Here is a 26244-nt window from a genome sequence, read left to right as displayed (position 1 = left end):
CTGCTCCTTTCTATGCCGCGCAACGAATCCCTAACATCGATCATCCCTTACTTCCCACCCGGACCGGTCATGACCGCCGCCTCGCCCGCGTTGCCGCCCAGCCCCTTGCCCGACGAGCGCAAGGCGCTGCTGGCGCGGACGGTGGAGGGGCTGGATGCGGCCAGCCTGTGGTGGCTGTCCGGCTATGCCGCCGGCCTGGCCCAGGGCCAGGGCCATGCACCGCCGTCGCTGGCGGTGCTGCCCGGCGGCGCCGCGGCCAGCCACAGTCCGCAACGGCTGAGCGTGGTCTACGGCAGCCAGACCGGCAATGCCCGCCGCGCCGCCGAACAATTGGCCGCCGAGGCCGAGGCCGCCGGGCTGAGCGTGCGCCTGCTGCGCGCCGATGCCTACCCGACCCGCGAACTGGCCGGCGAACGCCTGCTGTACGTGGTCATCAGCACCCAGGGCGAAGGCGATCCGCCGGACGACGCGATCGGCCTGGTCGAGTTCCTGCAGGGCCGGCGCGCGCCGAAGCTGCCCGAACTGAAATACGCGGTGCTCGGCCTGGGCGATTCCAGCTACGCCGACTTCTGCGGCATCGGCAGGCGCATCGACGCGCGCCTGGCCGAACTCGGCGCGCAGCGGCTGCTGCCGCTGGGCGAGGCCGACCTGGACATCGACACCGTGGCGGCGCCGTGGCGCACGCAGGTGCTGGCGCAGGCGCGCGAGTTGCTGAAGAATCCCGCCGTGCCGTCGGCGACGGTGACCCCGCTGCGCGGCGCCGCCGCGGCCGGCTGGAGCCACGAGCGCCCGTTCGCCGCCGAGGTGCTGGCCAACCAGCGCATCAGCGGCCGCGACTTCAAGGGTCCGCGCTACGCGGCGCATGGCCAGGCCGACAAGGACGTGCGCCATCTGGAGCTGTCGCTGGCCGGCAGCGGCCTGCACTACGAGCCGGGCGACGCGCTGGGCATCCGCCACCGCAACCCGCCGGCGCTGGTCGAGGCGGTGTTGACGGCGACGCGACTGGACGGTCATGCGCACGTCACCGTCGGTGCGGACACTCTACCCCTGCACGAGTGGCTCGCCACGCATCGCGAACTGACCCGGGCATCGCGGCCGTTCCTGGCCGCGGTCGCCCGCCGCGCAGCCGCCGTGGCGCTGGACCAGCTGCTCGACCCTACCCAGACCGCCGGTCTGGCGGCGTTGCTGGCCGATCACCAGGTGATCGACGTGCTGCGACGCTGGCCGGCGGATTGGGACCACAGCGCGCTGCTGGACGCGCTGCGGCCCCTGGCCCCGCGCCTGTATTCGATCGCCTCCAGCCGCAAGCGGGTTGGCGACGAAGTCCACCTCACCGTCGACGTGCTGGCCTACCAGGCGCACGGCCACGCCCATGGCGGCGCGGCCAGCGGCTATCTGGCGGCCCTGGCCGAAGGCGACAGCGCCCCGGTCTACATCGAACCCAATGAGCGTTTCCGGGTCCCGGCCGACGCCAGCCGCGACATCCTGATGATCGGCCCCGGCACCGGCGTGGCGCCGTTCCGCGGCTTCGTCCAGGAACGCGCCGAAAGCGGCGCCAGCGGCCGCAACTGGCTGTTCTTCGGCGCCCGCCACTTCAACCAGGATTTCCTGTACCAGGCCGAGTGGCAGCAGGCGCTGCGCAGCGGCGAGCTGCAGCGGCTGGAGCTGGCGTTCTCGCGCGACCTGCAGCCGCTGCGCGACGGCAACCTCCCGCACAAGGTCTACGTGCAGCAGCGCCTGCGCGAGCATGGCCGCGAGGTCTACGACTGGCTGCAGAACGGCGCGCACCTGTACGTGTGCGGCGCGATCGGCATGGGCAAGGACGTGCACGCCACGCTGCAGCAGATCGTGGTCGAGCACGGCGCGCGCAGCGCCGAGGACGCGGCCGCCTACCTCACGGCGCTGCAGCGGGAGGGGCGGTATGCGCGCGATGTGTATTGAAGCCGGGAATCGGGAAACGGGAATCGGGAATGGCAACAGCCGGCTCCGACACGATTTCCGTAGCCCGATACAGCCGCACTTGCCATTCTCCACTCCCTATTCCCGATTCCCGCCCCGATGAGCAACGTCGAAGACATCAAGGCCGAAAGCCGCCGCCTGCGTGGGTCGCTGCTGCAGAGCCTGGCCGATCCGGTCACCGGCGCGCTGCGCGAGGACGATCAGACCCTGATCAAGTACCACGGCAGCTACCAGCAGGACGACCGCGACCTGCGCGACGAGCGCCGCCGGCAGAAGCTCGAGCCGGCCTACCAGTTCATGATCCGCACGCGCACGCCGGGCGGGGTGATCACACCGGAGCAGTGGCTCAAGCTCGACGCCATCGCCACCACCTACGGCAACCACTCGCTGCGCGTCACCACCCGCCAGGCGTTCCAGTTCCATGGCGTGATCAAGCGCGAGCTGAAGGCCACGATGCAGGCGATCAACGCCGCGCTGATCGACACCCTGGCCGCCTGCGGCGACGTCAACCGCAACGTGCAGGTCGCGGCCAACCCGCTGGCCTCGCGCGCGCACGCCACGCTGTACGCCGATGCCGCGCGCGTGTCCGAGCACCTGCTGCCCAATACCCGCGCCTACTACGAGATCTGGCTGGACGAGGAGCGCGTGGCGGGCAGCGGCCAGGAAAACGAACCGATCTACGGCGACACCTACCTGCCGCGCAAGTTCAAGATCGGTTTCGCACTGCCGCCGGTCAACGACGTGGACGTGTTCGCCAACGACCTCGGCTTCATCGGCGTGCTCGGCGCCGACGGCGCACTGGCCGGCTACAACGTCAGCATCGGCGGCGGCATGGGCAGCACCCACGGCGACGCCGAAACCTACCCGCGCGTGGCCAACGTGATCGGCTTCATCGAACGCGGGCACCTGCTCGACGTCGCCACCGCGGTGGTCACCACCCAGCGCGATCTCGGCAACCGCGAGGTGCGCAAGCGCGCGCGCTTCAAGTACACCATCGACGACCATGGCGTGGACGTCATCGTCGCCGAGATCCAGCGCCGCGCCGGCATCGCGCTGCAGCCGACCCGCGCGTTCGCGTTCGAGCACAATGGCGACCGCTACGGCTGGAGCGAAGGCGAGGACGGCCGCTGGCACCTGACCCTGTCGCTGCCGGCCGGGCGCATCGCCGACCACGCCGGCGGCGCGCCGCACCTCAGCGGGCTGCGCGAGATCGCCCAGCACCTGCAGCGCGATGGCGAAGGCGCGCACTTGCGCATGACCTCGAACCAGAACCTGGTCGTCGCCGGCATTCCCGCCACCCAGCGCGAAGCGATCGACACCCTGGTGCGCGCGCACGCGCTGGACACCGGCAACCAGGCGCGCACTGCGCTGGCGCGTGCAGCGATGGCCTGCGTGGCGCTGCCGACCTGCGGCCTGGCGATGGCCGAGGCCGAACGCTACCTGCCGGAGTTCTCCGACAAGCTGGAACCGCTGCTCGACCGGCACGGGCTACGCGAGGCGCCGATCCTGCTGCGCATCTCCGGCTGCCCGAACGGCTGCTCGCGGCCGTACCTGGCCGAGATCGCCCTGGTCGGCAAGGCCCCCGGCCGCTACAACCTGATGCTCGGCGCCGACCACCGCGGCCAGCGTCTCAACACGCTGTATCGGGAAAACATCACCGAACCGGAAATCCTCGACGCGCTCGACCCGCTGTTCGCGCGCTATGCCGGCGAACGCGCGCACGACGAAGGCTTCGGCGATTTCCTGCACCGCAGCGGCCTGGTCGACCTGCCCGCCTACCCCACCCACCGCCATCTCATTCCTTCGGAACTGCACCCATGAGCGCCCTGCCCGCTTCCGCCCAACAAGACTCCGCCAACACGCCGGCGACGGCCTGGGACCTCGACGCGGTCAACGCGCTGCTGGCGCCGATGAGCGCACCGCAGCGCGTGGCCTGGGCGCTCGCGCATGGTCCGGCCGAGGCCGCGCTATCGTCCAGCTTCGGCGCGCAATCGGCGGCGACGCTGCACCTGCTGACCCAGCAGTTGCCGGACATCCCGGTGATCCTGATCGACACCGGCTACCTGTTCACCGAGACCTACCGCTTCGCCGACGCACTCACCGACCGGCTCAAGCTCAACCTCAAGGTCTACCGGCCGCTGGTCAGCCGCGCCTGGATGGAAGCGCGCCACGGCCGCCTGTGGGAACAGGGCATGGTCGGCATCGAGCAGTACAACAGCCTGCGCAAGGTCGAGCCCATGCGCCGCGCGCTGGACGAACTGAAGGTCGGCACCTGGTTCACCGGCCTGCGCCGCAGCCAGTCCGACAGCCGCGCGCAGACCCCGTTCGTGCAGAAGCGCGGCGAGCGCTACAAGGTCAGCCCGATCGCCGACTGGAGCGACCGCGACCTGTGGCAATACATGCAGCAGCACGGCCTGCCCTACCACCCGCTGTGGGAAGAAGGCTATGTGTCGATCGGCGACTTCCACACCACCCGCCGCTGGGAACCGGGCATGCGCGAGGAAGACACCCGCTTCTTCGGCCTCAAGCGCGAGTGCGGGATCCACGAGGACGTCTGAGGCGCGGCCCGCGCACAGGCCTCAGCAGGCCATCGCACGCTCCTTGTGGGACTTCAGTCGCGACGAACGCAGCGATGCACCTTCGGCTTCGGATGCGGTCGGGGCTGAAGTCCTCCTACAGTGCACCCGGCCAGTGCCTAAGCGCAGCTCCCTGTAGACGCTGTTTCAACCGCGACAAAGCGCAGAGCGCAGCCGCTACGGCGCCAGGCCGCGCAAGCGGTCGGGGTTGAAAACCCCTCCTACAGCGCATTCGGACAGGGCAACGGCCCAGCCAGCCCCACCTCACTCCCGCCGCAGCACCCACCACCAATCCAGCGCCAGCATCAGCAACAGCGACACCCCGACCAGCGGGAACAGCGCGCCGCCGATCGCCAGCAGCGCGAGCACGCCGCGCATGCTGCGCCGGTCCGCTGGCGGTGGCGGCACGCCCAGCCCGCCGACCGGGCGGCGTTTCCACCACATCAGCGCGGCGCTGACGCACAGCAGCAGGATGCCCAGGCACGAGGCGATCAGCAGCAGCTGGTTGAACGTGCCGTACTGCTGCCCGAGGTGCACGTTGATGCCCCATTCCAGTGCCTTGGCCAGCGGCCCGTAATCGGCGTAGCGCATGTCCAGCAGCACCTTGCCGCTGTACTGGTCCAGGTGGATCACCCGCTGCTGCGCCAGGTCCGGCGGATATACCGACGCGGTGTACACGCCGCGCACGCCGCGCGGCTGCGCCACGCTGTAGCCGGCGGCGATGCCGCGCGCCTGGAAGCGCGCCACCGCCGCGTCCAGGCCGATCGCGCCGGCTGCCGCAGGCTGCGGCGGCATCGCCTCCATCGCCATGCCGCCATGCGCGGCATGCGCGTCGTTGCCGTTGTCCGCGGCGCTCGGCACTGAAGGCGCGCCTGGCGCCACGATTGGCATCGACATCGGCATCGACGCAGTCTTCGGCAACTGCGACTGCGGCAGCCGCGCCTGGCGCAGCGACCAGGCCGGCACCTCTTCGTCGCTCAGGCGCTGCGTGGACATCGGCAGGTCCACGCGCAAGCCGGCCGGATAGCCGTAGTGATGGCCGTTGACGAGACGGTTGACCTGCGCGCCCCAGAACCACGACCACGGCATCCCGGTCAGCGCCAGGAACAGCAGCATCGCGCCGACCACGCTGCCGGTCAGCGCATGCGTATCGCGCCAGAACACGCGCTGCGGTGGCCGCCCGCGCACTGTGGTGACGCCGCCGCGGCGGCCGCGCGGCCACCACAGGTACACACCGGTCAGCACCAGCAGGATCGCCCAGCCCGCAGCCACTTCGATCAACGCGCTGGCCCATGGCCCGACCAGGGCCAGGCTGTGCAGGCGCCGGATCGTCCACGCCACCGTGCCGTGCTCGGGCAAGCGACCCAGCACCCGCGCCCGGTACGGATCCACGTACACCACCACGCGGCGGCCGTCAGCCGTGCCCACGGTCACTTCCGCCGACGCATCGCGCCGCGGCGGCGTGGTGTAGCGCAGCGCCTGCCCCGGCTGCGCCGCCAGCGCGACGGCGACCAGCCGCTGCGGCGTAGCCGCCTGCGCCTGCGCCGGCACCGCAACCGTCTTCAGCGCGCGGTGGAAGTAGCCGTCGATCGGCTGCTGGTAGACGAAGGCGGCGCCGGTCAGCGCCAGCCAGGCCAACAGCGGCAGCACCAGCAGGCCGGCGTAGAAATGCCAGCGCCACACCGCGCGATAGAAGCGCGCCGGCGCCGCCGCCGCCGGGTTCGGCATGGCCATCACCAACCCCAGCTGAGGCTGGCGTACAACGCGCGGCCATCGCCCGGCGAGTAGCCGGAGGAACCGCTGTCGTACCAGGCGTAGACGTAGTGGCGGTCGCTCAGGTTCTTCAGCTGCAGCGACAGCTCGCGCTGCGCGCGCCACGCCCAGGTCGCCCCCAGGTTGGCCAGCGCATAGCCGCCGTAGCGGCCCAGCGTATTGCTGCGCTCCACGTAGTAGTCGCCCTGCGCATTGCCCCAGGCCGACAGCTTCAGCCGCGGCGTGGCCTGCCAGTCGATGCCGGCGCTGGCCAGGTAGTGCGGCACGTTCTCGATCTCCTTGCCGCGCGTGGCCGGCGCGCTCGGATCGGGGGTGACGATGAGCGCGCGCTGCCGCGAATACGCCAGCCACAGCGTCCAGCGTTCGTCCGCACGCAGGTTCAGCTGCGCATCCCAGCCGCGACGCAAGGTCTTGCCGACGTTGCCGACCTCGCCAGTGCCGACCGTGCCATCGACGCCGAGGATGGTCGCCACCTCGTCGGAGGCGCGCTGCTCCCAGTAGGCGATGCGCGCATCCAGCCGCCTGCCGTCGGCGAACTTCAATCCGGCTTCCCAGCCGTCGTTGTAGGACGGCGCCAGGTTGCCGGGCTGGCTGCGGTAGGCGCCGTTGCCGCTGCCGATCTGGAAGGTGCGGCCGAGGTTGGCATAGACGCTGCTCTGCGCGGTCAGCGCGAACACCGCGCTGAGCTTGGGTTGCTGGATCGCGCCGTAGGCGTAGGCCGGATAGCGCGCGCCGCCGAGCCGATCGCGGAAGCTGCCGTCGACCCAGTCCACACGGTAGCCCGGCACCAGCTGCAAGCGCTCGAACGGGCGGATCACCGCCTGCACGTAGGCGCCGCGCGTGTCCAGGTCGAAATCCCAATCGCGCAACGGCGCGGTGCGCACCCGCGCCACGGTGCGATAGCGTTGCGAGGTGTTGTCCTGCCATTGCGCGTCGATGCCGCCTTCCAGCGCGAACGACGTCGCCCAGTCCACCTCGGGACGCCAGCTGGCCTTGGCCAGGAAACCGCGCTGGGTTTCGTCGGTATCGCGTTCCTGCTGCGCGCCGGCGGCGGTGAAGCGCACCCAGCGCTGGTTCTGGTAGCGATTCCAGTACAGCTTGGCGCTGCCCTGCACGGCGTCGGCCAACTGTGCGTCCAGGTGCAGGCTCAGCTGCCCGGTCTGGCGCCCGCTGCGGTCGTCGCGCGCATAGTCCGGCGAGCTGCGCGGCGCGCGTTGCGCGCTGGCGTAATCCAGATAGCCCGCCTCCAGCGCGGCGTTGCGGTAATAGCGTGCGCTGAGCCCGGCGCGCCAGGCTAAGTCCGGCGCGGTATAGAACCATTTGCCGGCGAACGCGCGCTTGCGCGCGTCGGCGTGATCGCGGTAGCCGTCGCTGTCGCGCCAGGCGGCGAAATAGTTCTGGCTCCAGCCGCCGCGCTCGATGCCCTGGCTGGCCTGCACCTCACGGGTGCCGAAGCTGCCGGCGGTGACGCTGGCGCGGCCGTCGTTGCCGCCGCTGCGGGTCAGCACATCCACGCTGCCGGCGATGGCGTCCAGCCCGTAGCGCGGATCGTTGGTGCCGCGCACGATCTCGATCGCGGCGATGTCCAGCGGAAACACTGCGTCCAGGTACGGCATGCCGCCGGCGTTGTCGTTGCTGGGAACCCCGTCGATCAGCAGCTTGACCGCGTTGACCCGGCCTTCGCCGTTGAAGCCGCGGAACGAGAAGCGGCCGGCATCGGTGCCCATCTTGAACTGGGTGACCTGCACGCCGGGCGCGCGCATCAGCAGCTCCCAGCTGTAGTCCACGTGCTGGTCCTGCAACAGGTCGCCGCCGAGGATGTCCACGGAACTCAGGACGCTGCGCGCGGTGGGCAAGGACAGCGGATTGGCGCTGACCTGGACCTTGCCCAGGGTCAATGCGGAATCGCCGGCGGGCGGCTGCACGCCGCTATCGGCAGCGTAGCTCGGCGCGGTCACGCTGGCCGCGACACAGACGCAGCCGTACGCCGCCATGCGCGGCACGGAAAAGAAACGGATCATCGATGACTCCATCAGCACGAAGACGTGCCGCGGCGACGCCGCGGCACGAAAGAACAGCGGTTCGTGTTTCAGGAGTGCAGTGGAGGCCCACGTGCGGCGTGAGCGCGCCAGGTGCCCGTGTCCACCACCGGCGGGCGCGGCGAGGCCAGCGGCGCGCGCTGGCGCAACCAGGGCAACACCAGCCACAGCAGCGCCAGCAAGGGCAGCAGGCGCGCGGCCAGCAGGCAGTAGTCGCAGGCCTGCTCGTGCAGCATGCCGCCGTCGTCATGGGCGCCGGCGTGGTGGGCAGGCAACCCCACGGCCGGCAACGGCAGGATCGATTGCAGGCCGCGGCTGGTGCACAGCGCCCCCGCCGCGGCAGCGGCCCAGTCGCCGGACCGCGCCTGCCGCCAGCGGCTCAGCAACGGCACAGCCAGCATCAGCACGATCGCCAGCATGGCGAGCGTTCCCCAGAGCAACATCGGGCGGCGGCGGCGAATCACCGCCGCAGTCTAGTCGAGGCCCCGCGCGGCGCCAACGCGACATAAGCGCGCATCCCGGCCGCGCGGAACGGCCGCCGACGGCAGGCCGCCAAAATCGGCCGCGATCGCCATCCGCCGGCTTGCCCCCCCGCAACTGCAACGACAGACGGCCCGGCGAGCGGATCGAACGGCACCTTCGGCGACGCAGCCCTGTCGGTCGCACGCCACGCAGTGTTCGGCGCGCATGGCCGGCCCGGGCATGCCCCGCCGCATCGCATCCGACGGGACACAGCGCTGCACATGTCGGCCGCAGCGGTTCTAGCTGCCGCTTGCCTAATTTCGTAACTTCTGGAAATATCGAAACGATGGACGCCAACCACACCGTTGCCGCCTTGCGCGCGCTGGCTCACGCGCACCGCCTGGCCGCCTACCGCGCCCTGGTCCAGGCCGGGCCGGACGGGATGGCGGTGGGCGAACTGCGCGCCGCGTTGGGGCTGGCGCCGGCTACGCTGACCGCGCACCTGCACGTGCTGCGCGGTGCCGGCCTGATCGCCGACGAACGCCAGGGCCGGGTGATCCGGCTGCGCGCCGACTACGCGCGCATGGACGCGCTGATCGGCTTCCTGACCGAGAACTGCTGCGGCAACGGCACCTGCCCGCTGCCCGACGCTGCAGCGCCCAGCGCCGCGTGCACGGCATAGCGCTGCGTCTTCCTTAATCGCACCGAGTCCCCCCGATGAGCCCCATCACGATCTACCACAACCCCGCCTGCGGCACCTCGCGCAATGTCCTCGGACTGATCCGCAACAGCGGCGCGGAACCGAGCGTGGTCGAATACCTGAAAACCCCGCCGGACCGCGCCACCCTGCAGGCGCTGATCGCGGCGCTGGGCATTCCGCTGCGCGAGGCGATCCGGCACAAGGGCACGCCCTACGCCGAACTGGGCCTGGACGACCCGGCGCTGGACGACAACGCGCTGCTGGACGCGATGCTGCAGCACCCGATCCTGATCAACCGGCCGATCGTGGTCACCGCGCTGGGCACGCGCCTGTGCCGGCCGTCGGAAACGGTGCTGGATATCCTGCCCTCGCCGCAGCGCGGCGCCTTCGCCAAGGAAGACGGCGAACCGCTGATCGATGCGGACGGCCGCCGTGTCGGTTGACCTGTCCGAGCTGCCGAACCTGGACCCGGCCGCGTTCGTGCGCCCGGATCCGCTGGCGCTGAGCGCCGCCCGCGCCGCGCATCCGCCGCGCCTCCTGCTGCTGTACGGCTCGCTGCGCGAGCGCTCCTACAGCAAGCTGCTGGCGCTGGAAGCGGCGCGGCTGCTGCAGGCGATGGGCGCGGAAACGCGCCTGTTCGATCCCACCGGCCTGCCGCTGCCCGATGCCGTGCCCGACAGCGATGCGAAGGTGCAGGAACTGCGCCAGCTGGCCCTGTGGAGCGAAGGCATGGTCTGGTCGTCGCCGGAACGGCACGGCGCGATGAGCGCGGTGCTCAAGGCGCAGATCGACTGGATCCCGCTCAGCCAGGGCGCGTTGCGCCCTACCCAGGGCAAGACCCTGGCGCTGCTGCAGGTGTCCGGCGGCTCGCAGTCGTTCAATGCGCTCAACCAGATGCGCGTGCTCGGCCGCTGGATGCGCATGCTGACCATCCCCAACCAGTCGTCGGTGGCCAAGGCCTGGCAGGAATTCGACACGCCTGGGCGGATGCGTCCGTCGGCGTACTACGACCGGGTGGTGGATGTGATGGAGGAACTGGTCAAGTTCACCCTGCTCACCCGCGACCTGGCGCCGCACCTGGTCGACCGCTACAGCGAGCGCCTGCCCGGGAGCGAGACCCTGGCCGCGGCATCCGGCGCCGCCCCGGGCGCAGCCGCCGCGACGGCATGAGCGCGGCGGCGCCAACACCCGTGAACCATGTCCCATGCCCTGGACCGCGCGCCCGATCGCCGTCGCGCGCGCTGCATGGCTACGCGATCCTGGAAACGCGCGCGCGCCGGCATTCGACCGCAGCATCCGCCGGCGGCGCTGATTGGCCAGATCCCGATCGCGGCGGTCAAGCCGATCGACAGCGGCCCCCCAGTGATGCAAGCGTGGAACCAGGCAGTGTCGAGGCGTGCAGCCCGCGGGACCTGGGCAGCCGCTGCGTGGCGACGCTGCCACCGCCCGCTGCGCCTGCCACAGCCGGCCAACCCGATCGGGATAGCCGTGAATGCCGCCGTCGTTCGCGGCCATGCCGGTTTGGCGCCGTCACGATGCCATCGGCATCGCTCTGAGCGCGCCGGCGTCGGACGTGGCGCCCTGCAAACGGAAACGCGCTACCGTCTGCTCCAGTAGCTGCGCGCGCTCGCGCAAGGTATCGCTGGACGCGGCCACCTCCTCCACCAGCGCACTGTTCTGCTGATTCACCGCCTCCAGATCGGCGACCGCACGGCTCAACTCCTGCAGCCCTTGCGATTGATCCTGCGCCGCCGCCGCCGCCGCGCGCGACAGCACCGCGACGCGTTCGTTGGTCTGGTTGATCGCCTGCAGCTGGCTGCGCGTCGCGTTGACCAGCTCCGTGCCTTCGGCAACGCGCTGGTTGGACTCGCCGATCAGCCCGCGAATCTCCTTGGCCGAGGCCGCGGTACGGTGCGCCAGATTCCGGACCTCGCCGGCCACGACCGCAAAGCCGCGGCCGTACTCGCCCGCTCGCGCGGCCTCGACCGCCGCGTTCAAGGCCAACAGGTTGGTCTGGAACGCCACCGAGTCGATCAGCCCGACGATATCGCCGATCCGCTTGCTGGACAGGTTGATCTCTTGCATCGAATGCCCGGCTTTGCCGACCACCTCGGCGCCATCGCGAGATCCGCTCAACGCGCTCTGGGTAAGCTCACTGGTCTGGCGGCTGTTGTCGGCGGCCTGCCGCGAGGATTCCAGCAGACTGCCGATGCTGGCCGTGCTCTGTTCCAATGCCGCCGCCTGACGTTCGGTGCGCACCGACAGGTCGGCATTGCCCGCGGCGATCTCGTTGACGCCGAGGCTCACGTCCGCTGCGGTCTCGGCCACTTCGCAGATCACTTGCCCCAGGCTGTCGAGCGAACCGTCGAGGCTTTGCGCCAGTTCGCGCAGGGCCCCGGAGTAGGTACCGCGCATGCGCCGGGTCAAGTCGCCTTGCGCCAGCGCGTGCGTGGTCGCGGTGATGTCGGCGAAGGCCTGATCGAGCCCGTCCAGCGACTGGTTGACCGCCTGCTTGAGTGCGCCCAGGTCGCCGGGCAGGTCGGTCTCGATGCGCTGGCTGAAGTCGCCCGCGGCGGTCGCCGACAGGCTGCGCTTGAGTTGCTCCAGCGACTCCTGCAGCAGGCACATCGCGCGGTCCACCTTGGCGCTCGATTCTCCTTGCACGTCCTGGCTCATGCGCACCTCGAAATTGCCGGCGGACAACGCCTCCATCACCGCGTCCAAGGCATCCATGGTCCGCTGCACGCTGTCGGCGCCAGCGTTGACGCCGCGCTTGAGCTCGGCCAGGTCGCCGGGCAGGTCGGCGCGTACGCGTTGGCCGAAGTCGCCGCGGCCTACCGCCGCGAGCACATGATTGGTTTCGCCGATCGCCGCATTGAGCGCTACCAGCAGGGCATTGAACGAGCGACACATGGTGCTGATCGCATCGCGCCCGGCGTCTTCCACGCGTACCGTGAAATCGCCGCGCGCGACCTGGCCGATCGCCTGGTTCAGGCGCTCGATCGGCTGCCTGATCGCGGCATCGATCAACAGCGCGGCGAAGGCCGTCAGCAACAGCAGCGCCAAGGTCGTCCACACGCCTATCCATGCCGCGCGGTTGGCTTTCCCGGCCGCATCGTCCAGCGCGTTCTTGAAGCTGGATTCGCTGTCCGCGCCCAGCCTGGTCAAGGCTTCGTGGACCTTCCGGTAGGCCGCCTGCTTGTCGCCGACCAGCGTCTGGAACGCACTCATGTCGCCGTCGCCACCGATCACGCCAGCGACCGCCAGCCGGCTTTTCTCGACATAGCGGTCCCATATCGCCACCAGCTGGTCGATCCGCTGCGCATAGGAAGGATCCTTGGACTTGATCGCCACGATCTTCGCCCGCGTGGCCTGCCCGGCCTTGATCGCATCCTCGAGCAGGAACTCGTCCTTGTCGCCCAGCGCCTGGGTGAACGTGGCCTGGGTCTCGACCAGCCCCTGGCTGGCCTGCGCGGCCAGCGACATCACCGGCAGCGCATGGTCGGCGAAACGTTCGAGCGTTTGGATGTTGCCGCGCGACACCACCATCGTATGGATGCTGTAGCCGACCAGACCCAGCAGGGCGATGGCCGGCAGCAGCAGGATCTTGGCGCGGATGGACAGATGGCGCAGGCGCCCGGACAGGCGCCCATTGAAACGTGCAATCGCGCCTACGCCGGGCAGGAACAGGCGTCTTGTCGTTGCTGACATCGGATATCTCCCCAATTGTTGACCGAGCGGCGCTTCAATACTTGAGCAGTACCTTGACCGAGTCATCCACCGCCGCATCACTGATATAGCCGACCGCCGCGGGATTGCCCTTCAGCTTCGCCTTGACTGCGGCATCGTCGGCCACCTCGGTCGGCGCCGTGGCCTTGCCGGTGAATATCAGCTTGGACCAGTAGCCGGCGAGATCGGCGCCGGTCTTGCCCAGCACCTTGGTTTCGAACTCGCCGCGCACGGCTGGATTCTTCTGGTAATGCAGCAGCAGGGTCTTGCCGCCGCTGCTGGCCTGGCGGCCGAGGAACACTTTCTTGGCCTCGTCCACGTTGGCGATGGTGACCGGCGAATCTTTCGCCGCCACGATCGCACCGGCGACGGCGCTCAACGGTGCCAGCAACGCCAAACCGGCGACGGCGATATGGATCTTCTTCATGGAAATCTCCGCAGGTGGTAACGGCGTTAGAACACGAAATCGAGTGCCAGGGCGAAGACATTGACCTTGCCGTCGAAGCCCGGCCTGATGTCGTTGAAGCTCACACCCGGGGTCCCATGCGTATCGACCATGTCCCATTGCCCCTTCAGCGCGAAGGAGCGATGGAAGTCCCAGCGCAGTCCCAGCGAGGTGGTGGTCTGGCGGCCATTGCTGGGAGCCGCGCCATCGGCCGGGTCGAGCTTGGCGTAGCTGACGAACGGCTGGAAATCGCCGATGCGGTAGCCGCCGAGGACGTACCATGCATCGGCGTCGATCAACGCGGGCAGCTTGTCCGAGCGGCGCATCACATATTCGGCCTGCAGCAGCACATTGCTGTGGTTCAAGACCGCGCCGAAACCGTCGAACGTAAAGACCTCGTTGTCGGCGCCAAAGAACGCAGGCAGCTGCGGACGGCCTTGCACACGCCCGGCGCGCAGGCTGAGCCAGTCGTTTTCCCATTGCAAGCTGGCGCCGCGCAGGCGCTTCATGTCCTGCTTGTAGATCACCCCGCCCGTCTCGAACGTGAATTGCGAGCTGCCGGCCAGCACAGTGAGCTTGACGGTACCGCCGCCCAGATCGTGGGCATAGCTGGCGTCGACGCCGGTGAGCCGATCCACGAACGCGATGCCGTATACCTCATTGGGCGCATGGATCCATGGATTGGCGTAACCGATGCTGCGCGAGTCGGAAATGGCGAAGGTCGGCAGCGTCGTCAGGCCGGCACGCACGCTCAGGTTTGCGATCGGTTGTACTTTCACGAAAGCCCAATCCACCTGCGTGGCGTTGTAGGCATCGGAACGGCGTTTGGTGACGGTCTGCACGGTCGCCGACAGCCAATCGTTGGCCTTGCCGGTGAGCTGCAGGCCGAAATTGGAATCGGTCGCAAAATTCAGCGCATCGCCAGCGCCTCGGTTCTGCGATTCGCGGATGTAGCGGGCATCGTCGGTATCCGTGCGCAGCGCGGCAAGGGTTCCGAAACCGCTGAGCGTGAAATGCTCGCCGAGTTCGACGGCGAACGCCGGCGACAGGCAGGTGCTCAACGCCAGGAAGACGATCGAACGAGGCAAGGTGGGACGGCAGGCCATGAGCTTCTCTCCGAGCTAAGCGGCGCTTTGTGCGTCGCAGTGGAATCTGTAACGACTGTGTCGGGGCGAACTTGACGGCCGTTGACAGATGCCCTCGCAACTCCCCTACAGGGGCTGCGGAAGTTCCTGACAGGAGCGCGATGAGAATCATTCAATTTCTTGAAATTCCCATCGAAAACAATTGCTTGGCACAAGCACTAGATGTTGCGCCGCAACAAAATGGCTGCCGCGCGACCTCGCGCAAGTGCTGGACGCAAGGTGGGGCGCCACGCGAGGCAGCGCAGCGCCATGTGCGGACCGGCCGCCTGCCAACGATGCCCGTCACGCGCATGCGGTCAGCGCGATGGAACCCTGCAGCCATCGCGTCGGAAGCAGCGCTCCTGCGCCGTGCCCGCCGCGGGCCGGCCGTGCCGCTGCCGCGCAAGGCGACTAGGCGCGCCGGCGCCGGCCCAGGCGGCGGCGCCTCAGCTGGTGATGGTCTGGGTCAGTTCTTCCCAGCTCGGCGGGGTCGGCCAGTCCGGTTCCTGGTTGCCCTCCATGACCCGGCGCAGGTCGCGGGTATCGATCTGCGGGGCCAGCACATGCACCAGCTCCAGCGCGTAGTCGCGCAGCACGCGGTCGCGCGGCAGCACCGCCCAGGCGATGCACTCGGGGATCTCCGGCGGCGCCGGCCAGGCGCGCAGGTCGGTGTCGCCGGCATGCACCGCCATCTCCGCGAGCAGGCCGACGCCGAGTCCGGCGCGCACGTAGGTCTTGATCAGGTCGGCGTCGAGCGCGGTCAGGGCGATGCTCGGCTCCAGCCCGAGCCGGCTGAAGGCGCGCTGCAGCGAGGAGCCGGAACGGGTCGAGGATTCGTAGCTGATCAGCGGCTGCGCCGCCAGCGCGGCCATGTCCGGCACCCGCTTCGGCAGGTCCAGCGCATGCCCGCGCGGCACCAGTACCAGCCGCCGCCAGCGGTACAGCGGCACCGCGATGCCGGCCCCCGGCTCGCTGCCGGCGGTGCTGACGATGGCGATGTCGGCATCGCCCTGGCTGAGCAGGTCCAGCGCCGCGCTCTCGGCCGCCTGCTGCAGGTGCACGCTGACCTGCGGATACGCCTGCTTGATCTGCGCCACCGCCGGCGGCAGCACGAAGCGCGCCTGCGTGTGGGTGGTGGTCAGGGTCAGCTGGCCCTGGCTCTCGCGGCGCTGGTTGGCGGCGTAGGTGCGGATGTTGCTGGCTTCGGCCAGCACCGCACGCGCGCGCTCGATCACTTCGCGGCCGGCCGGGGTCACCGTCTCCAGGCTGCGGCCCTTGCGCACGAACAGCAGGAAGCCGAGTTCGTCCTCCAGCTGCTTGAGCTGCTTGGACAGCCCCGGCTGGGTGGCGTGCACGCGCGCCGCCGCCAGGGTGATGTTGAGATCGGCATCGGCGATGGCGACGAGGTAGCGGAGTTGGGTCAGCGTCATCGGAGCGAGGGCGGCGCTACCGGGCGGGAGCAGCCACGACTGTAGTGGAGAAATGGGACTTCCACCTTATAACCGAAAGCTATCTGACAGATGCATGAAGTCATTTCCGGGCGCTATAAGCCGGCGCTACGGTCACCCCTTCCTCCTCCTTCCTACGCCGCGACCGCCGTGAGTCCTGCCCCGATTGCGTTGTATCCGGACCTGCGCGAGCGGCCCGTGCTGGTGGTCGGCGGCGGTGACGCCGCCGAGCGCCAGGTGCAGGCATTGCTCGCGGCCGGCGCCGCGCCGCGGCTGGGCGCGCCGGCGCTGACCCCGGCACTGCAGGCCTGGGCCGACGCCGGACGCCTCCGGTGGCTGCGCGGTAGCTTCGATGCCGCCTGGCTGGACGCGGTGTGGTACCTGATCGCCGCCAGCGACGAGCCTGCACTGAACCGGCTGGCGCTGCAGGCGGCCGCCGCGCAGCGGGTGCTGGCGCAGACCGCGCCCGGCGCGGCCGCTCCGGCCGCCGCGCCCGCGGCAGGCGACGCGCAGCTCGACATCGGCGCATCCGCCGTCGCGGCGCTGGCGCCACCGATCCGTCCCGGCACGGTGACCCTGGTCGGCGCCGGCCCCGGCGATCCCGGGCTGCTGACGCTCAACGCGCTGCACGCGCTGCGCAGCGCCGACGTGGTCCTGCACGACCGCCTGGTCAGCGCCGCGATCCTGGACCTGCTGCCGGGCACCGCCGAGGCGATCGAAGTCGGCAAGTCGGCCAGCGGCCACAGCGTGCGCCAGGAGCAGATCCACGCGCTGATGCTGGAACACGCGCGGCGCGGCCGCCGCGTGGTGCGGCTGAAGGGCGGCGATCCGTTCGTGTTCGGCCGCGGCGGCGAGGAACTGGAATATCTGCGCGCGCACGGCGTGCCCTACGCGGTGGTGCCGGGCATCACCGCGGCGCTGGCCTGCGCGGCCTACGCCGGCATCCCGCTGACCCACCGCGAGCATGCGCAGTCGCTGCGCCTGGTCACCGCGCACTGCAAGGAATCGTTCGACACGCTGGACTGGGCCGCGCTGGCGCAGGAACGGCAGACCCTGGCGGTATACATGGGCGTGGCCGGGCTGGACACGGTGCGCGCGCGCCTGCTGCGCGCCGGCCGCGCCGCCGACACCCCCTTCGCGCTGGTGGAGAACGGCGCGCGTCCGCAGCAACGGGTGGTGGTCGGCACCCTGGCCGACCTGCCCGATACCGCCCGCGCGCATCAGGTGCGTTCGCCGGCGCTGCTGATCCTGGGCGAGGTCGCCGCACTGGCGACCACCCTGCACTGGTTCGGCGCCGCGCCGCTGCCCGCACCGCCCTCACCTTCCCCGAAGCCGGCCGTGCCTACCCTGGCCCACGCCGCCTGACCCGCATCCCCGCATCCCTTTCCGGAGACCCTGCGCATGGCCATCTACGACAACATCCTCGACACCATCGGCCACACCCCGATCGTCAAGCTGCAGCGCCTGCCGCCCGCGCACGTGAGCCTGTACGTCAAGGTCGAGGCGTTCAATCCCGGCGGCTCGGTCAAGGACCGGCTGGCGCTGGCGATCGTGCTCGACGCCGAGGCCAAGGGCCTGCTCAAGCCCGGCGACACCATCGTCGAAGCCACCTCCGGCAATACCGGCGTGGCCCTGGCAATGGTCGCCGCCGCGCGCGGCTACAAGTTCGTGGCGACGATGGTGGAGACGTTCTCGATCGAGCGCCGCAAGCTGATGCGCGCGTTCGGCGCCAAGGTGATCCTGACCCCGGCCGCCGAGCGCGGCAGCGGCATGGTGCGCAAGGCCGAGGAACTGGCCCAGCAGCACGGCTGGTTCCTGGCCCGCCAGTTCGCCAACCCGGCCAACCCGGCCTACCACCGCAGCACCACCGCCGCAGAAATCCTGCGCGATTTCGCCGGCCGCCGGCTCGACCATTTCGTCAGCGGCTGGGGCACCGGCGGCACCCTCACCGGCGTCGGCGAAGTGCTGCGCCTGGTGCGTCCGGAAGTGCGCATCACCGCCACCGAGCCGGCCGGCGCCGCCCTGCTGCAGGGCCAGGAATGGAAGCCGCACAAGATCCAGGGCTGGACCCCGGACTTCGTGCCCGAGGTGCTCAACCGCGAGGTCTACGACGAGGTGCTGAGCGTGGAGGACACCGATGCGATCTCCGTTTCGCGCCGACTCGCCGCCGAGGAAGGCATCTTCACCGGCATCTCCGGCGGCGCCACCGTGGCCACCGCGCTGCGCGTGGCCGAGACCGCCGCACCCGGCTCGGTGATCCTGGCGATGCTGCCCGACACCGGCGAGCGCTACTTCTCCACCCCGCTGTTCGCCGACATCAACGAAGGCTCCGACGACGACTGGCTGGCGGGCCTGCCGTAACGCCGCCAGTACGCAGTACGCGGCGCGCCTGCGATCGCCGCGGGTGCCGAGGAATTGCCTCGAACGGGACGCTGGGCTGCGGTCGGTCCCCGGCCGCGCCGGAAGCAACGGAACGATGCAATGCCATCTGCGGAAATTGTTCCGCAGCGCATGCAAGACCGGACTTTCTCATGCGCTCGCAGAAACCGTCGCGGTCGCCGCAATCGCAGCAAGCATCCACACGCCGGAGCGCGGCGGCGTGCCCTTGGAACACGCATCAGCCGCTTGCCAGGAACGCCACAGATGCGATAAATGACGGAAGGATCTCATAAAGGAACACCGGATCCGGGCACGATGCGCAGCGTCGCCCGAGGACAAACCGGAACCGTTCCGGGATGCAGAGGGGCGACATGTCCTGCAGCATGTCGATCGAAGCACCTGTGCCCAATTCCATCGCGCGCTCGCGCTACGGGCGCCAGCGGCTGGATGCTGGCATCGCCCTCTCCCGTTCGCAAGGATCCGTCATGATGTCTCGCAATGCCCGCGCCGCGGGCTGCCGCGTATCGTTTGCCGCCGCCGGTCGCCTGCTCGCCGTTGGCCTGCTGCTCGCCGGCGCCCAGATGCCCGCTGGCGCGCAGCAGCATGCGCAAGCGACGGACAGCCCCTACATCGATCGCATCGCCTATTCCTCCAAGGCCGATGCGGGCCTGGATCCCAGCTTGGCCAACGAGCGTGCGGCGCGGATGCACCATGTCTGGCACGCAGGGCAGCCGCCGCTCGACTACATCACCCTCACGGGCCACCTGATCGCGCGGGATCCGTCCGGGCGGCCGCAGGCTTCGATGTCCTACGTGGCCTATAACGCAGCGCCGCATGACGGCAGGCCGCGACCACTGACGTTCTTCTACAACGGCGGCCCCGGGGCCGCCGCGGCGCTGCTGCACCTGGGCTCGTTCGCACCGACGAGGCTGGCCACCTCTGATCCGGCCTTCGGCAGCTGGCCCAACTACCCGATGGTCGAGAACGCCGAAAGCCTGATCGCCACCACCGACATGGTGTTCATCGATCCGCCCGGCACCGGCCTGTCCGAAGCGATACTGCCCAACACCAACCGCAGTTTCTGGGGTTGCGACAGCGATGTGCGGGTCATGCGCGACTTCATTCGCCGCTACCTGCAGGTCAACCTGCGTCAGGACGCGCCGCTGTACCTGTATGGAGAATCGTACGGCACCACACGCACCGATATGTTGGCATTGGCGCTGGAATCGGCTGGCGTGCACCTCACCGGCATCGTGCTGCAATCGTCGATACTCAATTACTTCAGCGACACGCTGTTCAGCGGATCGCTCTACTACCCGGACTACGCCAAGGGAATGAAGTACAGCGGCGATACGATCGGCGCGTACTTTCCCAGCTACGCAGCGTCCGCTGCGTATCATCAGCAGACCGACGTCAGCGCCAGCGACGAGTTCTATGCGCTGCAGATGCGTGCATTCGTGACCGTCGCGCACAACGAGTTCCAACCCTACGGCCCGAGCTGGACGCTGAGCCAGTACGGCTTTCCCACCGTGCTGGGCAAGCCGGTGCTGCCAGGCGCCGCGGTCCTGGAGCGGTGGCGGCCGCTGTCCGGCCTCAGCGCGCAGGCGTTGCACGGCTACTTCAGCATGCAGCCCTTCAGCGATGCGCTGCTGCCAGGCCGCAGGATCGGTCGCTACGACGGCCGCACCAGCCTGCGCAGCGACGATCCACGGCTCGAGCACGATGACGACCCCTCCAGCGTGCTGATCGAACGCCCGCTGATCAACGCGCTGCAACGGCAGTTCCCCGACTACCTCGGCTTCAGCGCGCCCAACGCCAGCTACGTCTGGTTGAACATGGACACGGTCGACCAATGGGACTTCTCCCATGCCGGCAAGCGCGCACCGGACAGCATTCCGGACCTGCTCGGCGTGCTGCGGCTCAATCCGGCACTGAAGGTCCTCGCGCTCAGTGGCTACCACGACCTGGCCACTCCCTTCTACGCCACCGAAAAGCAGTTGGCGCGGCTGCGCACCGTCCGCGGCCTGAAGGCCGACATCCTGGTCAGCAACTACGCCGGCGGGCACATGATCTACCTGGACGATAGCTCGCGGCCGAAGATGCAGGCCGATCTCCGCGATTATTACGCCGGCAAGCCGATCCGCGGCGCCATCCCGCTGGCCCTGCTGGATGCGCCCTGGCCGGACAACCGCGGCGTCGACGCGGCCACGGCCGCCGACGGCGCTACGCATTGAATCCCGTTGCAGCCGCGACTCGCTTGCTTCACCCAAGGACCCCCATCATCATGCGTTCCAGCGTGTATTCCCGCTATTTTCCAGCGCTGCTCGTGCTACTGACCAGTGCCGCCGCTGCGCAGACCCTGCCCATCCAGGCCATCGCGGAGATCGCGCCGGCGACGACCCCGCACGGCGGCATCGACGGCCCCTTTGCGCCATCCGCACAATCCGGCGCGGCCGACACCACGCCGCAGACGACCAGTAGCGGCGACGCCCTGGAGGACGAAGCGCAGCAACGCCTGGACGCCGCCTTGGACGCAGATGGCAGCTTGGCGCACGGCGCGGCGATCACCAAGCAGCAGGCGCGCAGCGGCGGCCTGGGCTACATCGTCCAGCACTTCGAGCAGATCGACATCCTGCACAACGATCACGTCACCCTCGACGACGTCAAGGCCTACACGCGGCGGCAGCAGCCACGCTAGGGCGTGTCATCCATTGCAGATGATGTCGCTTGTGGGAGCTCAAGGCGAAGCGCAGTGCTTCGTCGGGATGCACGCTATCGCGCGACCGCCAGCGGCGTGCCCGGCTGCGGCGCGCGGCCTGCCTGCTGTGCGCCGCCGGCACGCTGCGCGGGCAGCACCGATGCGTGCAGCAGCAGCTGCGCGACCACCGCGACCGCGATCACCGCCGGTGCCTTGCCGTCGATGCCGGGCAAGCCGATCGGGCAGGTCAGCCGCGCCTGCGCAGCATCGTGCAGGCCGTCGTGGCGCAGCCGCGACAGGAACCGCGCGCGCTTGGAGGCCGAGCCGATCAGGCCGACGAAGCCGGCGCGGCCGGTCAGCGCGGCGGCGGTGAGCCGATAGTCCAGCGCGTGGTCGTGGGTCAGGATCAGCAGCATCGCCTCTGCCGGCGCCGCGCCGGCACGCGCTAGCAATGCGGGGTCGTGCAGATGCTCCGCGCCGGCGGTAGCGGCCAGGTCGGCACGCGGATCGGACCACCACAGTTCGAACGGCAGGCCGTGCAGCGCGCGCGCGATGGCGATGCCGACGTGGCCGGCGCCGAACAGGTACAGCGGGGTGCGCCGCGGGCCGATCGGCATCGCCAGCGATGCGCCGGCCAGCGGCGCCGGCGCACGCAGCGACAGCGCTTGCGCCGGCGCATCGCCGATGCGGTGTTCGAGAGTGCCCGGCAGCAGCCGGGTCAGCAGGGTGCGCCCCAGCGTCGCCTGCCGCAGCCAGTCGCTGTGCGCCGGGTCCAGCCGTTCCAGCAGCAGGCGCACGCGGCCGCCGCAGCACTGGCCGAGCAGGTCGTCGGCCTGCGCGTGCGCCGCGCATTGCCCACAGCTGCCGTTGCAGCGCGCCGCTGCAGCCGCGCCCAGGGTGTAGTCCTGCACCTGCCAGCTGCCCGGCGGCTGCGCCAGCAGCGCGCGCGCCAGCGCGCAGGCGCGCCACTCGAGCACGCCGCCGCCGATGCTGCCGATGCTGCCGTCGGCACTCACCAGCATGCGCGTACCGGCCTCGCGCGGGGTCGAGCCTGCGGTGGCCAGCACCGTGATCAACGCGGCCGCGCCGCGCGCCAGCGCCGCTTCGGCGTGCAGGCTCCAGTCAGCGCGCATCGGCGCGCCGTGCCGCGATCGCGGCCAGGATCCGCTCCGGCGTGGCCGGCGCGTCCAGCGCCGGCACGTCCGCGCCCGGCGCCGCCGCGGCCACCGCCTGGGTCAGCGCGCAGAACACCGAGATCGCCAGCATCAGCGGCGGTTCGCCGACCGCCTTGGAGCGATGGATGGTCGCCTCGCTGTTGCGGCCGGCTTCCCACAGGCGGATGTCCATGCGCGCCGGGCGGTCGCTGGCGGTGGGAATCTTGTAGGTCGATGGCGCATGCGTGAGCAGCCGGCCGTGCGCGTCGTAGACCAGCTCCTCGGTGGTCAGCCAGCCCATGCCCTGGATGAAGCCGCCCTCGATCTGGCCCAGGTCGATCGCCGGATTCAGCGAACGGCCGACGTCGTGCAGCACGTCCACCGCCAGCACCTTGTGCTCGCCGGTCAGCGTGTCGATCACCACTTCGCTCAGCGCCGCGCCGTAGGCGAAGTAGTAGAACGGGCGACCGCGGTGGCTGGCGCGGTCGTAATGGATCTTCGGCGTGGCGTAGTAGCCGCTGGCGGCCAGCGAGATGCGCGCCATATGCGCCTGCCGGCACAGTGCGCCGAAGTCCAGCGCCAGGCTGCCCGCGCTGACCTTGCCGGCGGCGAAACGCACCTGCTCCGGCGCCACGCCGCCGCGCTCGGCGGCCAGCGCGGCCAGGCGCGCGCGGATCGCGCTGGCCGCGTTGTAGGCGGCCATGCCGTTGAGGTCGGTGCCCGAAGACGCCGCGGTGGCCGAGGTATTGGGCACCTTGTCGGTGCGCGTGGCGGTGATGCGCACGCGCTCCGTCTCGATGCCGAACACGTCGGCAACGATCTGCGCGACCTTGATCATCAGCCCCTGGCCCATCTCGGTGCCGCCGTGGTTGAGCTGCACCGAGCCGTCGGCATAGACCAGTACCAGCGCGCCGGCCTGGTTGAGGTGGCTGGTGGTGAAGCTGATGCCGAACTTCACCGGGGTCAGCGCCAGGCCCTTCTTCAGCACCCGGTGGCGCGCGTTGAACGCGGCCACCGCCGCCTGCCGCGCCACGTAATCGGTGCGCGCGGCCAGTTCCTCGATCAGCGCCGGTGCGACGTTGTCCTCCACGGTCATGCCGTACGGAGTGACGTTGCGGTCCGGCGCCGCGTACAGATTGGCGCGGCGCACCGCCAGCGCATCGCGGCCCAGCGCGGCGGCGACCGCGTCCAGCACCCGCTCGATCGCCAGCATGCCCTGCGGCCCGCCGAAGCCGCGGAACGCGGTGTTGGACACGGTGTGCGTGCGGAATCGGTGCGAGACGATCTCCACCACCGGCAGCCAGTAGCAGTTGTCGGCATGGAACATCGCACGGTCGTTGATCGCCAGCGACAGATCGGTGGTGGCGCCGCAGCGCGAGGCCAGTTCCAGGCGCAGCGCCAGGATGCGGCCGTCGTCGTCGAAGCCGGCGCGGTAGTCGACCAGGAAGTCGTGGCGCTTGCCGGTGATGCGCATGTCGTCGTCGCGGTCGTAGCGCAGCTTGGCCGGGCGCCCGGTCAGCGCCGCGACCAGCGCGCAGGCCGCCGCCGGCGCCGCCGCCTGGGTCTCCTTGCCGCCGAACGCACCGCCCATGCGCCGCACTTCCACGGTCACGTCGGCGCTGCCCAGCCCGAGCAGGTCCGCGATCAGGTGCTGCACCTCGCTCGGGTGCTGGGTCGAGGACAGCACATGCAGCTGGCCCTGCTCGCCGGGCAGGGCCACCGCGACCTGCCCTTCCAGATAGAAATGCTCCTGCCCGCCGATCTCCAGCGCGCCACTGCAGCTTCGCGGCGCCGCCGCCAGTGCAGCCTCGACGTCGCCGCCGCGCGCCATGCGCTGCGCCGGTTCCAGCACCGCGCCGGCGGCGCGCGCCTGGGCGATGCTGAGCAGCGCCGGCAGCGGCGCGTACTCGACCCGCGCCAGGCGTGCCGCGCGCCGCGCCGCGGCATGGCTGTCGGCGGCGACCACGAACAGCGGCTGGCCGTGATAGAGCACTGCGTCGCTGGCGAACAGCGGATCGTCGTGCGCGACCGGGGCGACATTGTTCTCGCCGGGAATGTCGGCGGCGGCGAACACCGCCACCACGCCGGGCGCCGCGCGTACCGGCGCCAGGTCCACGCGCAGCAGCCGCGCATGCGCGTGTTCGCTCAGGCCGAACGCCAGATGCAGCAGGCCGGGCGGCTCGGGCAGGTCGTCGATGTAGCGCGCCTGGCCGCTGACGTGCGCCTGCGCGCTGTCGTGGCGCAGCGAGCGATGCACCTGCGGCGGCGATGCGGCGGCGGCCGGGCCGTCAGCCATCGACCAGCTCCAGCGCCAGCACCGACAGCGGTTCGTGCGGATGCGCGTGCCCGATCCACAGCCGCCGCAGCAGGTTCGCGGCCACAGCGAGGCGATACGCCGCCGAGCCGCGCGCATCGCTGAGCGGACTGAAGTCCTGCGCCAGCGTGGCCGCAGCGGCCTCGATCGTCGCCTCGCTCCATGGCTGCCCGAGCAAGACCTGTTCGGCGCCACGCGCGCGCTGCGGAATGCCGGCCATGCCGCCGAAGGCGATCCGCGCCTGGATCACCACCCCATCATCGATGTGCAGCGCGAACGCACCGCAGACCGCGGAGATGTCGCTGTCGAAGCGCTTGCTGAGCTTGTCCACGCGGTACAGCGTGGCGGCCGCCGGGCGCGGCACGTAGACGCTTTCGACGAACTCGCCCGGCAGCCGCGCCTGGCGGCCGTAGGCCAGGAAGAACTCCTCAAGGGGCAAGGCGCGTCGCGCATCGCCATGGCGCAAGGTCAGCATGGCACCGAGCGCGATCAGCGCCGGCGGCATGTCGCCGATCGGCGAGCCGTTGGCGATGTTGCCACCGATGGTGCCGGCATTGCGCACCTGGGTCCCGCCGATACGCCGCAGCAGCTCGCCCAGCGCCGGGTGCAACGCGGCCAATGCGGCATGCGCTTCGCTGTAGCGCACGCAGGCGCCGATGTTCAGGCCATCGGGCGTGTCGTGCAATTCGCGCAACTCGGGGATGTCGCCGATGAACACCACATCGTCGAGCACGCGTTGTTGTTTGGTGACCCACAGGCCGACATCGGTCGCGCCAGCGACCAGGCGCGCGTCGGGACGTTCCAGCAGCAATGCGGCTAGTTCGTCGGCGCTGCGCGGGGCGACGCTGCGGCGCACGCGGCCGGCGGCCGCATCGGCATGCGCCTGCGTCAGTGCGGTGCGGCGGCGCAGCGCGCGCAAGCCGATCAGCGTGTCCGCATCGTCGCGCGGCGCGAGCGGCACCGCCGCACCGGCCTCCAGGATCGGGCCATAGCCGGTGCAACGGCACAGATTGCCGGCGATCACGTCGGCCACCGCCGCCTGCTCGGTGCCCAACGCGCCGATACTGCGCGCGTACAACGACATCACGAAGCCCGGCGTGCAGAAGCCGCATTGCGAGCCGTGACGTTGCACCAGTTCGTCCTGCAGCGGATGCAGCGCACCGCCGGTGGCCAGGCTCTCCACCGTCAGCAACGCCTTGCCGTCGAGCATCGGCACGAACAGGATGCAGGCGTTGAGCGCGCGCCAGCGCACCCGCTCGTCGCCATCGGCGCCGGCCAGTTCGCCGACCAGCACCGTGCACGCGCCGCAATCGCCCTCGGCGCAACCTTCCTTGCTGCCGGTACGGCCGAGCCGGTAGCGCAGCAGATCGAGCACGCTGGCGGTCGGGTCTCCCGCATCCAGTTCCAGCAATTGCCCATCGAGCAGGAACCGCACCGCGTCCAT

The 26244-nt window shown here is 70.1% G+C and carries 20 protein-coding genes; 10 read left to right on the top strand and 10 right to left on the bottom strand.

Going from position 1 to position 26244, the window contains the following annotated elements; all coding sequences use genetic code 11:
- The first annotated feature begins 69 nt into the window (after positions 1–69).
- The 3 genes from FZ025_RS14330 to FZ025_RS14320 all read left to right on the top strand — a co-directional run bounded on the left by FZ025_RS14330 (position 70) and on the right by FZ025_RS14320 (position 4517).
- A complete protein-coding gene (locus FZ025_RS14330; protein ID WP_046977896.1) occupies positions 70–1941 on the top strand; it encodes an assimilatory sulfite reductase (NADPH) flavoprotein subunit in 1872 nt (623 codons plus the stop codon).
- 117 nt (positions 1942–2058) lie between these two features.
- Complete coding sequence (gene cysI / locus FZ025_RS14325) at positions 2059–3780, top strand: assimilatory sulfite reductase (NADPH) hemoprotein subunit (protein WP_104558257.1); 1722 nt, start codon at positions 2059–2061, stop codon at positions 3778–3780.
- Positions 3777–4517 (top strand): phosphoadenylyl-sulfate reductase, encoded by a 741-nt coding sequence (locus FZ025_RS14320; protein WP_046978557.1) that lies wholly within the window; start codon positions 3777–3779, stop codon positions 4515–4517. Before cysI ends, FZ025_RS14320 begins: the two co-directional genes overlap by 4 nt.
- Before the next feature lie 282 nt (positions 4518–4799).
- On the opposite strand, the gene FZ025_RS14315 is transcribed toward FZ025_RS14320, so the two are convergent.
- The 3 genes from FZ025_RS14315 to FZ025_RS14305 all read right to left on the bottom strand — a co-directional run bounded on the left by FZ025_RS14315 (position 4800) and on the right by FZ025_RS14305 (position 8790).
- Positions 4800–6269 (bottom strand): PepSY-associated TM helix domain-containing protein, encoded by a 1470-nt coding sequence (locus FZ025_RS14315; RefSeq protein WP_046978558.1) that lies wholly within the window; start codon positions 6267–6269, stop codon positions 4800–4802.
- A complete protein-coding gene (locus FZ025_RS14310) occupies positions 6269–8329 on the bottom strand; it encodes a TonB-dependent receptor (protein ID WP_046978559.1) in 2061 nt (686 codons plus the stop codon). Before FZ025_RS14310 ends, FZ025_RS14315 begins: the two co-directional genes overlap by 1 nt.
- A gap of 68 nt (positions 8330–8397) precedes the next feature.
- A complete protein-coding gene (locus tag FZ025_RS14305; protein ID WP_046978560.1) occupies positions 8398–8790 on the bottom strand; it encodes a DUF2946 family protein in 393 nt (130 codons plus the stop codon).
- Between the two features lie 365 nt (positions 8791–9155).
- On the opposite strand from FZ025_RS14305, the gene FZ025_RS14300 reads away from it, so the two are divergent.
- From FZ025_RS14300 to arsH, 3 genes are read left to right on the top strand one after another with little or no spacing between them, the layout of a single operon-like run.
- The gene (locus FZ025_RS14300; RefSeq protein WP_046978561.1) at positions 9156–9491 is read left to right on the top strand and encodes an ArsR/SmtB family transcription factor; all 336 of its coding nucleotides are present in this window, start codon (positions 9156–9158) and stop codon (positions 9489–9491) included.
- A gap of 35 nt (positions 9492–9526) precedes the next feature.
- A complete protein-coding gene (gene arsC, locus FZ025_RS14295) occupies positions 9527–9952 on the top strand; it encodes an arsenate reductase (glutaredoxin) (RefSeq protein ID WP_046978562.1) in 426 nt (141 codons plus the stop codon).
- A complete protein-coding gene (gene arsH, locus FZ025_RS14290) occupies positions 9927–10679 on the top strand; it encodes an arsenical resistance protein ArsH (RefSeq protein ID WP_046978563.1) in 753 nt (250 codons plus the stop codon). The genes arsC and arsH overlap by 26 nt, the downstream gene beginning before the upstream one ends.
- A 360-nt stretch (positions 10680–11039) precedes the next feature.
- Here arsH and FZ025_RS14285 read toward each other — a convergent pair whose 3' ends face one another.
- The 4 genes from FZ025_RS14285 to FZ025_RS14270 form a co-directional block, all read right to left on the bottom strand.
- A complete protein-coding gene (locus tag FZ025_RS14285; RefSeq protein WP_104558256.1) occupies positions 11040–13298 on the bottom strand; it encodes a methyl-accepting chemotaxis protein in 2259 nt (752 codons plus the stop codon).
- Positions 13255–13665: a type 2 periplasmic-binding domain-containing protein gene (locus FZ025_RS14280; protein ID WP_046978565.1), complete on the bottom strand. Its 411-nt coding sequence runs from the start codon at positions 13663–13665 to the stop codon at positions 13255–13257. Before FZ025_RS14280 ends, FZ025_RS14285 begins: the two co-directional genes overlap by 44 nt.
- A gap of 26 nt (positions 13666–13691) precedes the next feature.
- Entirely contained in the window at positions 13692–14789 is a 1098-nt protein-coding gene (locus tag FZ025_RS14275) for a porin (RefSeq protein ID WP_046978566.1), read from the bottom strand.
- Positions 14790–15253: 464 nt separating this feature from the next.
- Positions 15254–16237 carry a LysR family transcriptional regulator gene (locus FZ025_RS14270; RefSeq protein WP_046978567.1) on the bottom strand — a complete coding sequence of 328 codons (984 nt, stop codon included), beginning with the start codon at positions 16235–16237 and terminating at the stop codon, positions 15254–15256.
- A gap of 168 nt (positions 16238–16405) precedes the next feature.
- On the opposite strand from FZ025_RS14270, the gene cobA reads away from it, so the two are divergent.
- The 4 genes from cobA (at position 16406) to FZ025_RS14250 (ending at position 21332) form a co-directional block, all read left to right on the top strand.
- A complete protein-coding gene (cobA, locus tag FZ025_RS14265; protein WP_104558254.1) occupies positions 16406–17620 on the top strand; it encodes a uroporphyrinogen-III C-methyltransferase in 1215 nt (404 codons plus the stop codon).
- A 36-nt stretch (positions 17621–17656) separates the two neighbouring features.
- Entirely contained in the window at positions 17657–18616 is a 960-nt protein-coding gene (gene cysK / locus FZ025_RS14260) for a cysteine synthase A (protein WP_046978570.1), read from the top strand.
- Between the two features lie 503 nt (positions 18617–19119).
- A complete protein-coding gene (locus FZ025_RS14255; protein WP_046978590.1) occupies positions 19120–20868 on the top strand; it encodes a peptidase S10 in 1749 nt (582 codons plus the stop codon).
- Positions 20869–20918: 50 nt separating this feature from the next.
- Complete coding sequence (locus tag FZ025_RS14250; protein ID WP_046978571.1) at positions 20919–21332, top strand: hypothetical protein; 414 nt, start codon at positions 20919–20921, stop codon at positions 21330–21332.
- Positions 21333–21406: 74 nt separating this feature from the next.
- Here the strand turns inward: FZ025_RS14250 and xdhC are convergent, their stop codons facing one another.
- From xdhC to xdhA, 3 genes are read right to left on the bottom strand one after another with little or no spacing between them, the layout of a single operon-like run.
- Positions 21407–22465 (bottom strand): xanthine dehydrogenase accessory protein XdhC, encoded by a 1059-nt coding sequence (gene xdhC / locus FZ025_RS14245; RefSeq protein ID WP_104558253.1) that lies wholly within the window; start codon positions 22463–22465, stop codon positions 21407–21409.
- Complete coding sequence (gene xdhB / locus FZ025_RS14240) at positions 22455–24782, bottom strand: xanthine dehydrogenase molybdopterin binding subunit (protein WP_046978572.1); 2328 nt, start codon at positions 24780–24782, stop codon at positions 22455–22457. The genes xdhC and xdhB overlap by 11 nt, the downstream gene beginning before the upstream one ends.
- Positions 24775–26244: a xanthine dehydrogenase small subunit gene (xdhA, locus tag FZ025_RS14235; protein WP_046978573.1), complete on the bottom strand. Its 1470-nt coding sequence runs from the start codon at positions 26242–26244 to the stop codon at positions 24775–24777. Before xdhA ends, xdhB begins: the two co-directional genes overlap by 8 nt.

This window comes from Xanthomonas hyacinthi (assembly GCF_009769165.1).
Taxonomy (GTDB): domain Bacteria; phylum Pseudomonadota; class Gammaproteobacteria; order Xanthomonadales; family Xanthomonadaceae; genus Xanthomonas_A; species Xanthomonas_A hyacinthi.
This window is presented reverse-complemented; position numbering and strand designations above follow the sequence as displayed.

Coding starts and splice junctions, on each gene's coding strand:
- FZ025_RS14250 (WP_046978571.1), top strand. CDS start 20,919: ATGCGTTCCAGCGTGTATTCCCGCTATTTTCCAGCGCTGCTCGTGCTA.
- FZ025_RS14315 (WP_046978558.1), bottom strand. CDS start 6,269: ATGGCCATGCCGAACCCGGCGGCGGCGGCGCCGGCGCGCTTCTATCGC.
- FZ025_RS14300 (WP_046978561.1), top strand. CDS start 9,156: ATGGACGCCAACCACACCGTTGCCGCCTTGCGCGCGCTGGCTCACGCG.
- FZ025_RS14270 (WP_046978567.1), bottom strand. CDS start 16,237: ATGACGCTGACCCAACTCCGCTACCTCGTCGCCATCGCCGATGCCGAT.
- arsC (WP_046978562.1), top strand. CDS start 9,527: ATGAGCCCCATCACGATCTACCACAACCCCGCCTGCGGCACCTCGCGC.
- xdhB (WP_046978572.1), bottom strand. CDS start 24,782: ATGGCTGACGGCCCGGCCGCCGCCGCATCGCCGCCGCAGGTGCATCGC.
- xdhA (WP_046978573.1), bottom strand. CDS start 26,244: ATGGACGCGGTGCGGTTCCTGCTCGATGGGCAATTGCTGGAACTGGAT.
- FZ025_RS14330 (WP_046977896.1), top strand. CDS start 70: ATGACCGCCGCCTCGCCCGCGTTGCCGCCCAGCCCCTTGCCCGACGAG.
- FZ025_RS14280 (WP_046978565.1), bottom strand. CDS start 13,665: ATGAAGAAGATCCATATCGCCGTCGCCGGTTTGGCGTTGCTGGCACCG.
- FZ025_RS14310 (WP_046978559.1), bottom strand. CDS start 8,329: ATGATCCGTTTCTTTTCCGTGCCGCGCATGGCGGCGTACGGCTGCGTC.
- arsH (WP_046978563.1), top strand. CDS start 9,927: ATGCGGACGGCCGCCGTGTCGGTTGACCTGTCCGAGCTGCCGAACCTG.
- xdhC (WP_104558253.1), bottom strand. CDS start 22,465: ATGCGCGCTGACTGGAGCCTGCACGCCGAAGCGGCGCTGGCGCGCGGC.
- cysK (WP_046978570.1), top strand. CDS start 17,657: ATGGCCATCTACGACAACATCCTCGACACCATCGGCCACACCCCGATC.
- cysI (WP_104558257.1), top strand. CDS start 2,059: ATGAGCAACGTCGAAGACATCAAGGCCGAAAGCCGCCGCCTGCGTGGG.
- FZ025_RS14255 (WP_046978590.1), top strand. CDS start 19,120: ATGATGTCTCGCAATGCCCGCGCCGCGGGCTGCCGCGTATCGTTTGCC.
- FZ025_RS14285 (WP_104558256.1), bottom strand. CDS start 13,298: ATGCGGCGGTGGATGACTCGGTCAAGGTACTGCTCAAGTATTGAAGCG.
- FZ025_RS14320 (WP_046978557.1), top strand. CDS start 3,777: ATGAGCGCCCTGCCCGCTTCCGCCCAACAAGACTCCGCCAACACGCCG.
- FZ025_RS14305 (WP_046978560.1), bottom strand. CDS start 8,790: ATGTTGCTCTGGGGAACGCTCGCCATGCTGGCGATCGTGCTGATGCTG.
- FZ025_RS14275 (WP_046978566.1), bottom strand. CDS start 14,789: ATGGCCTGCCGTCCCACCTTGCCTCGTTCGATCGTCTTCCTGGCGTTG.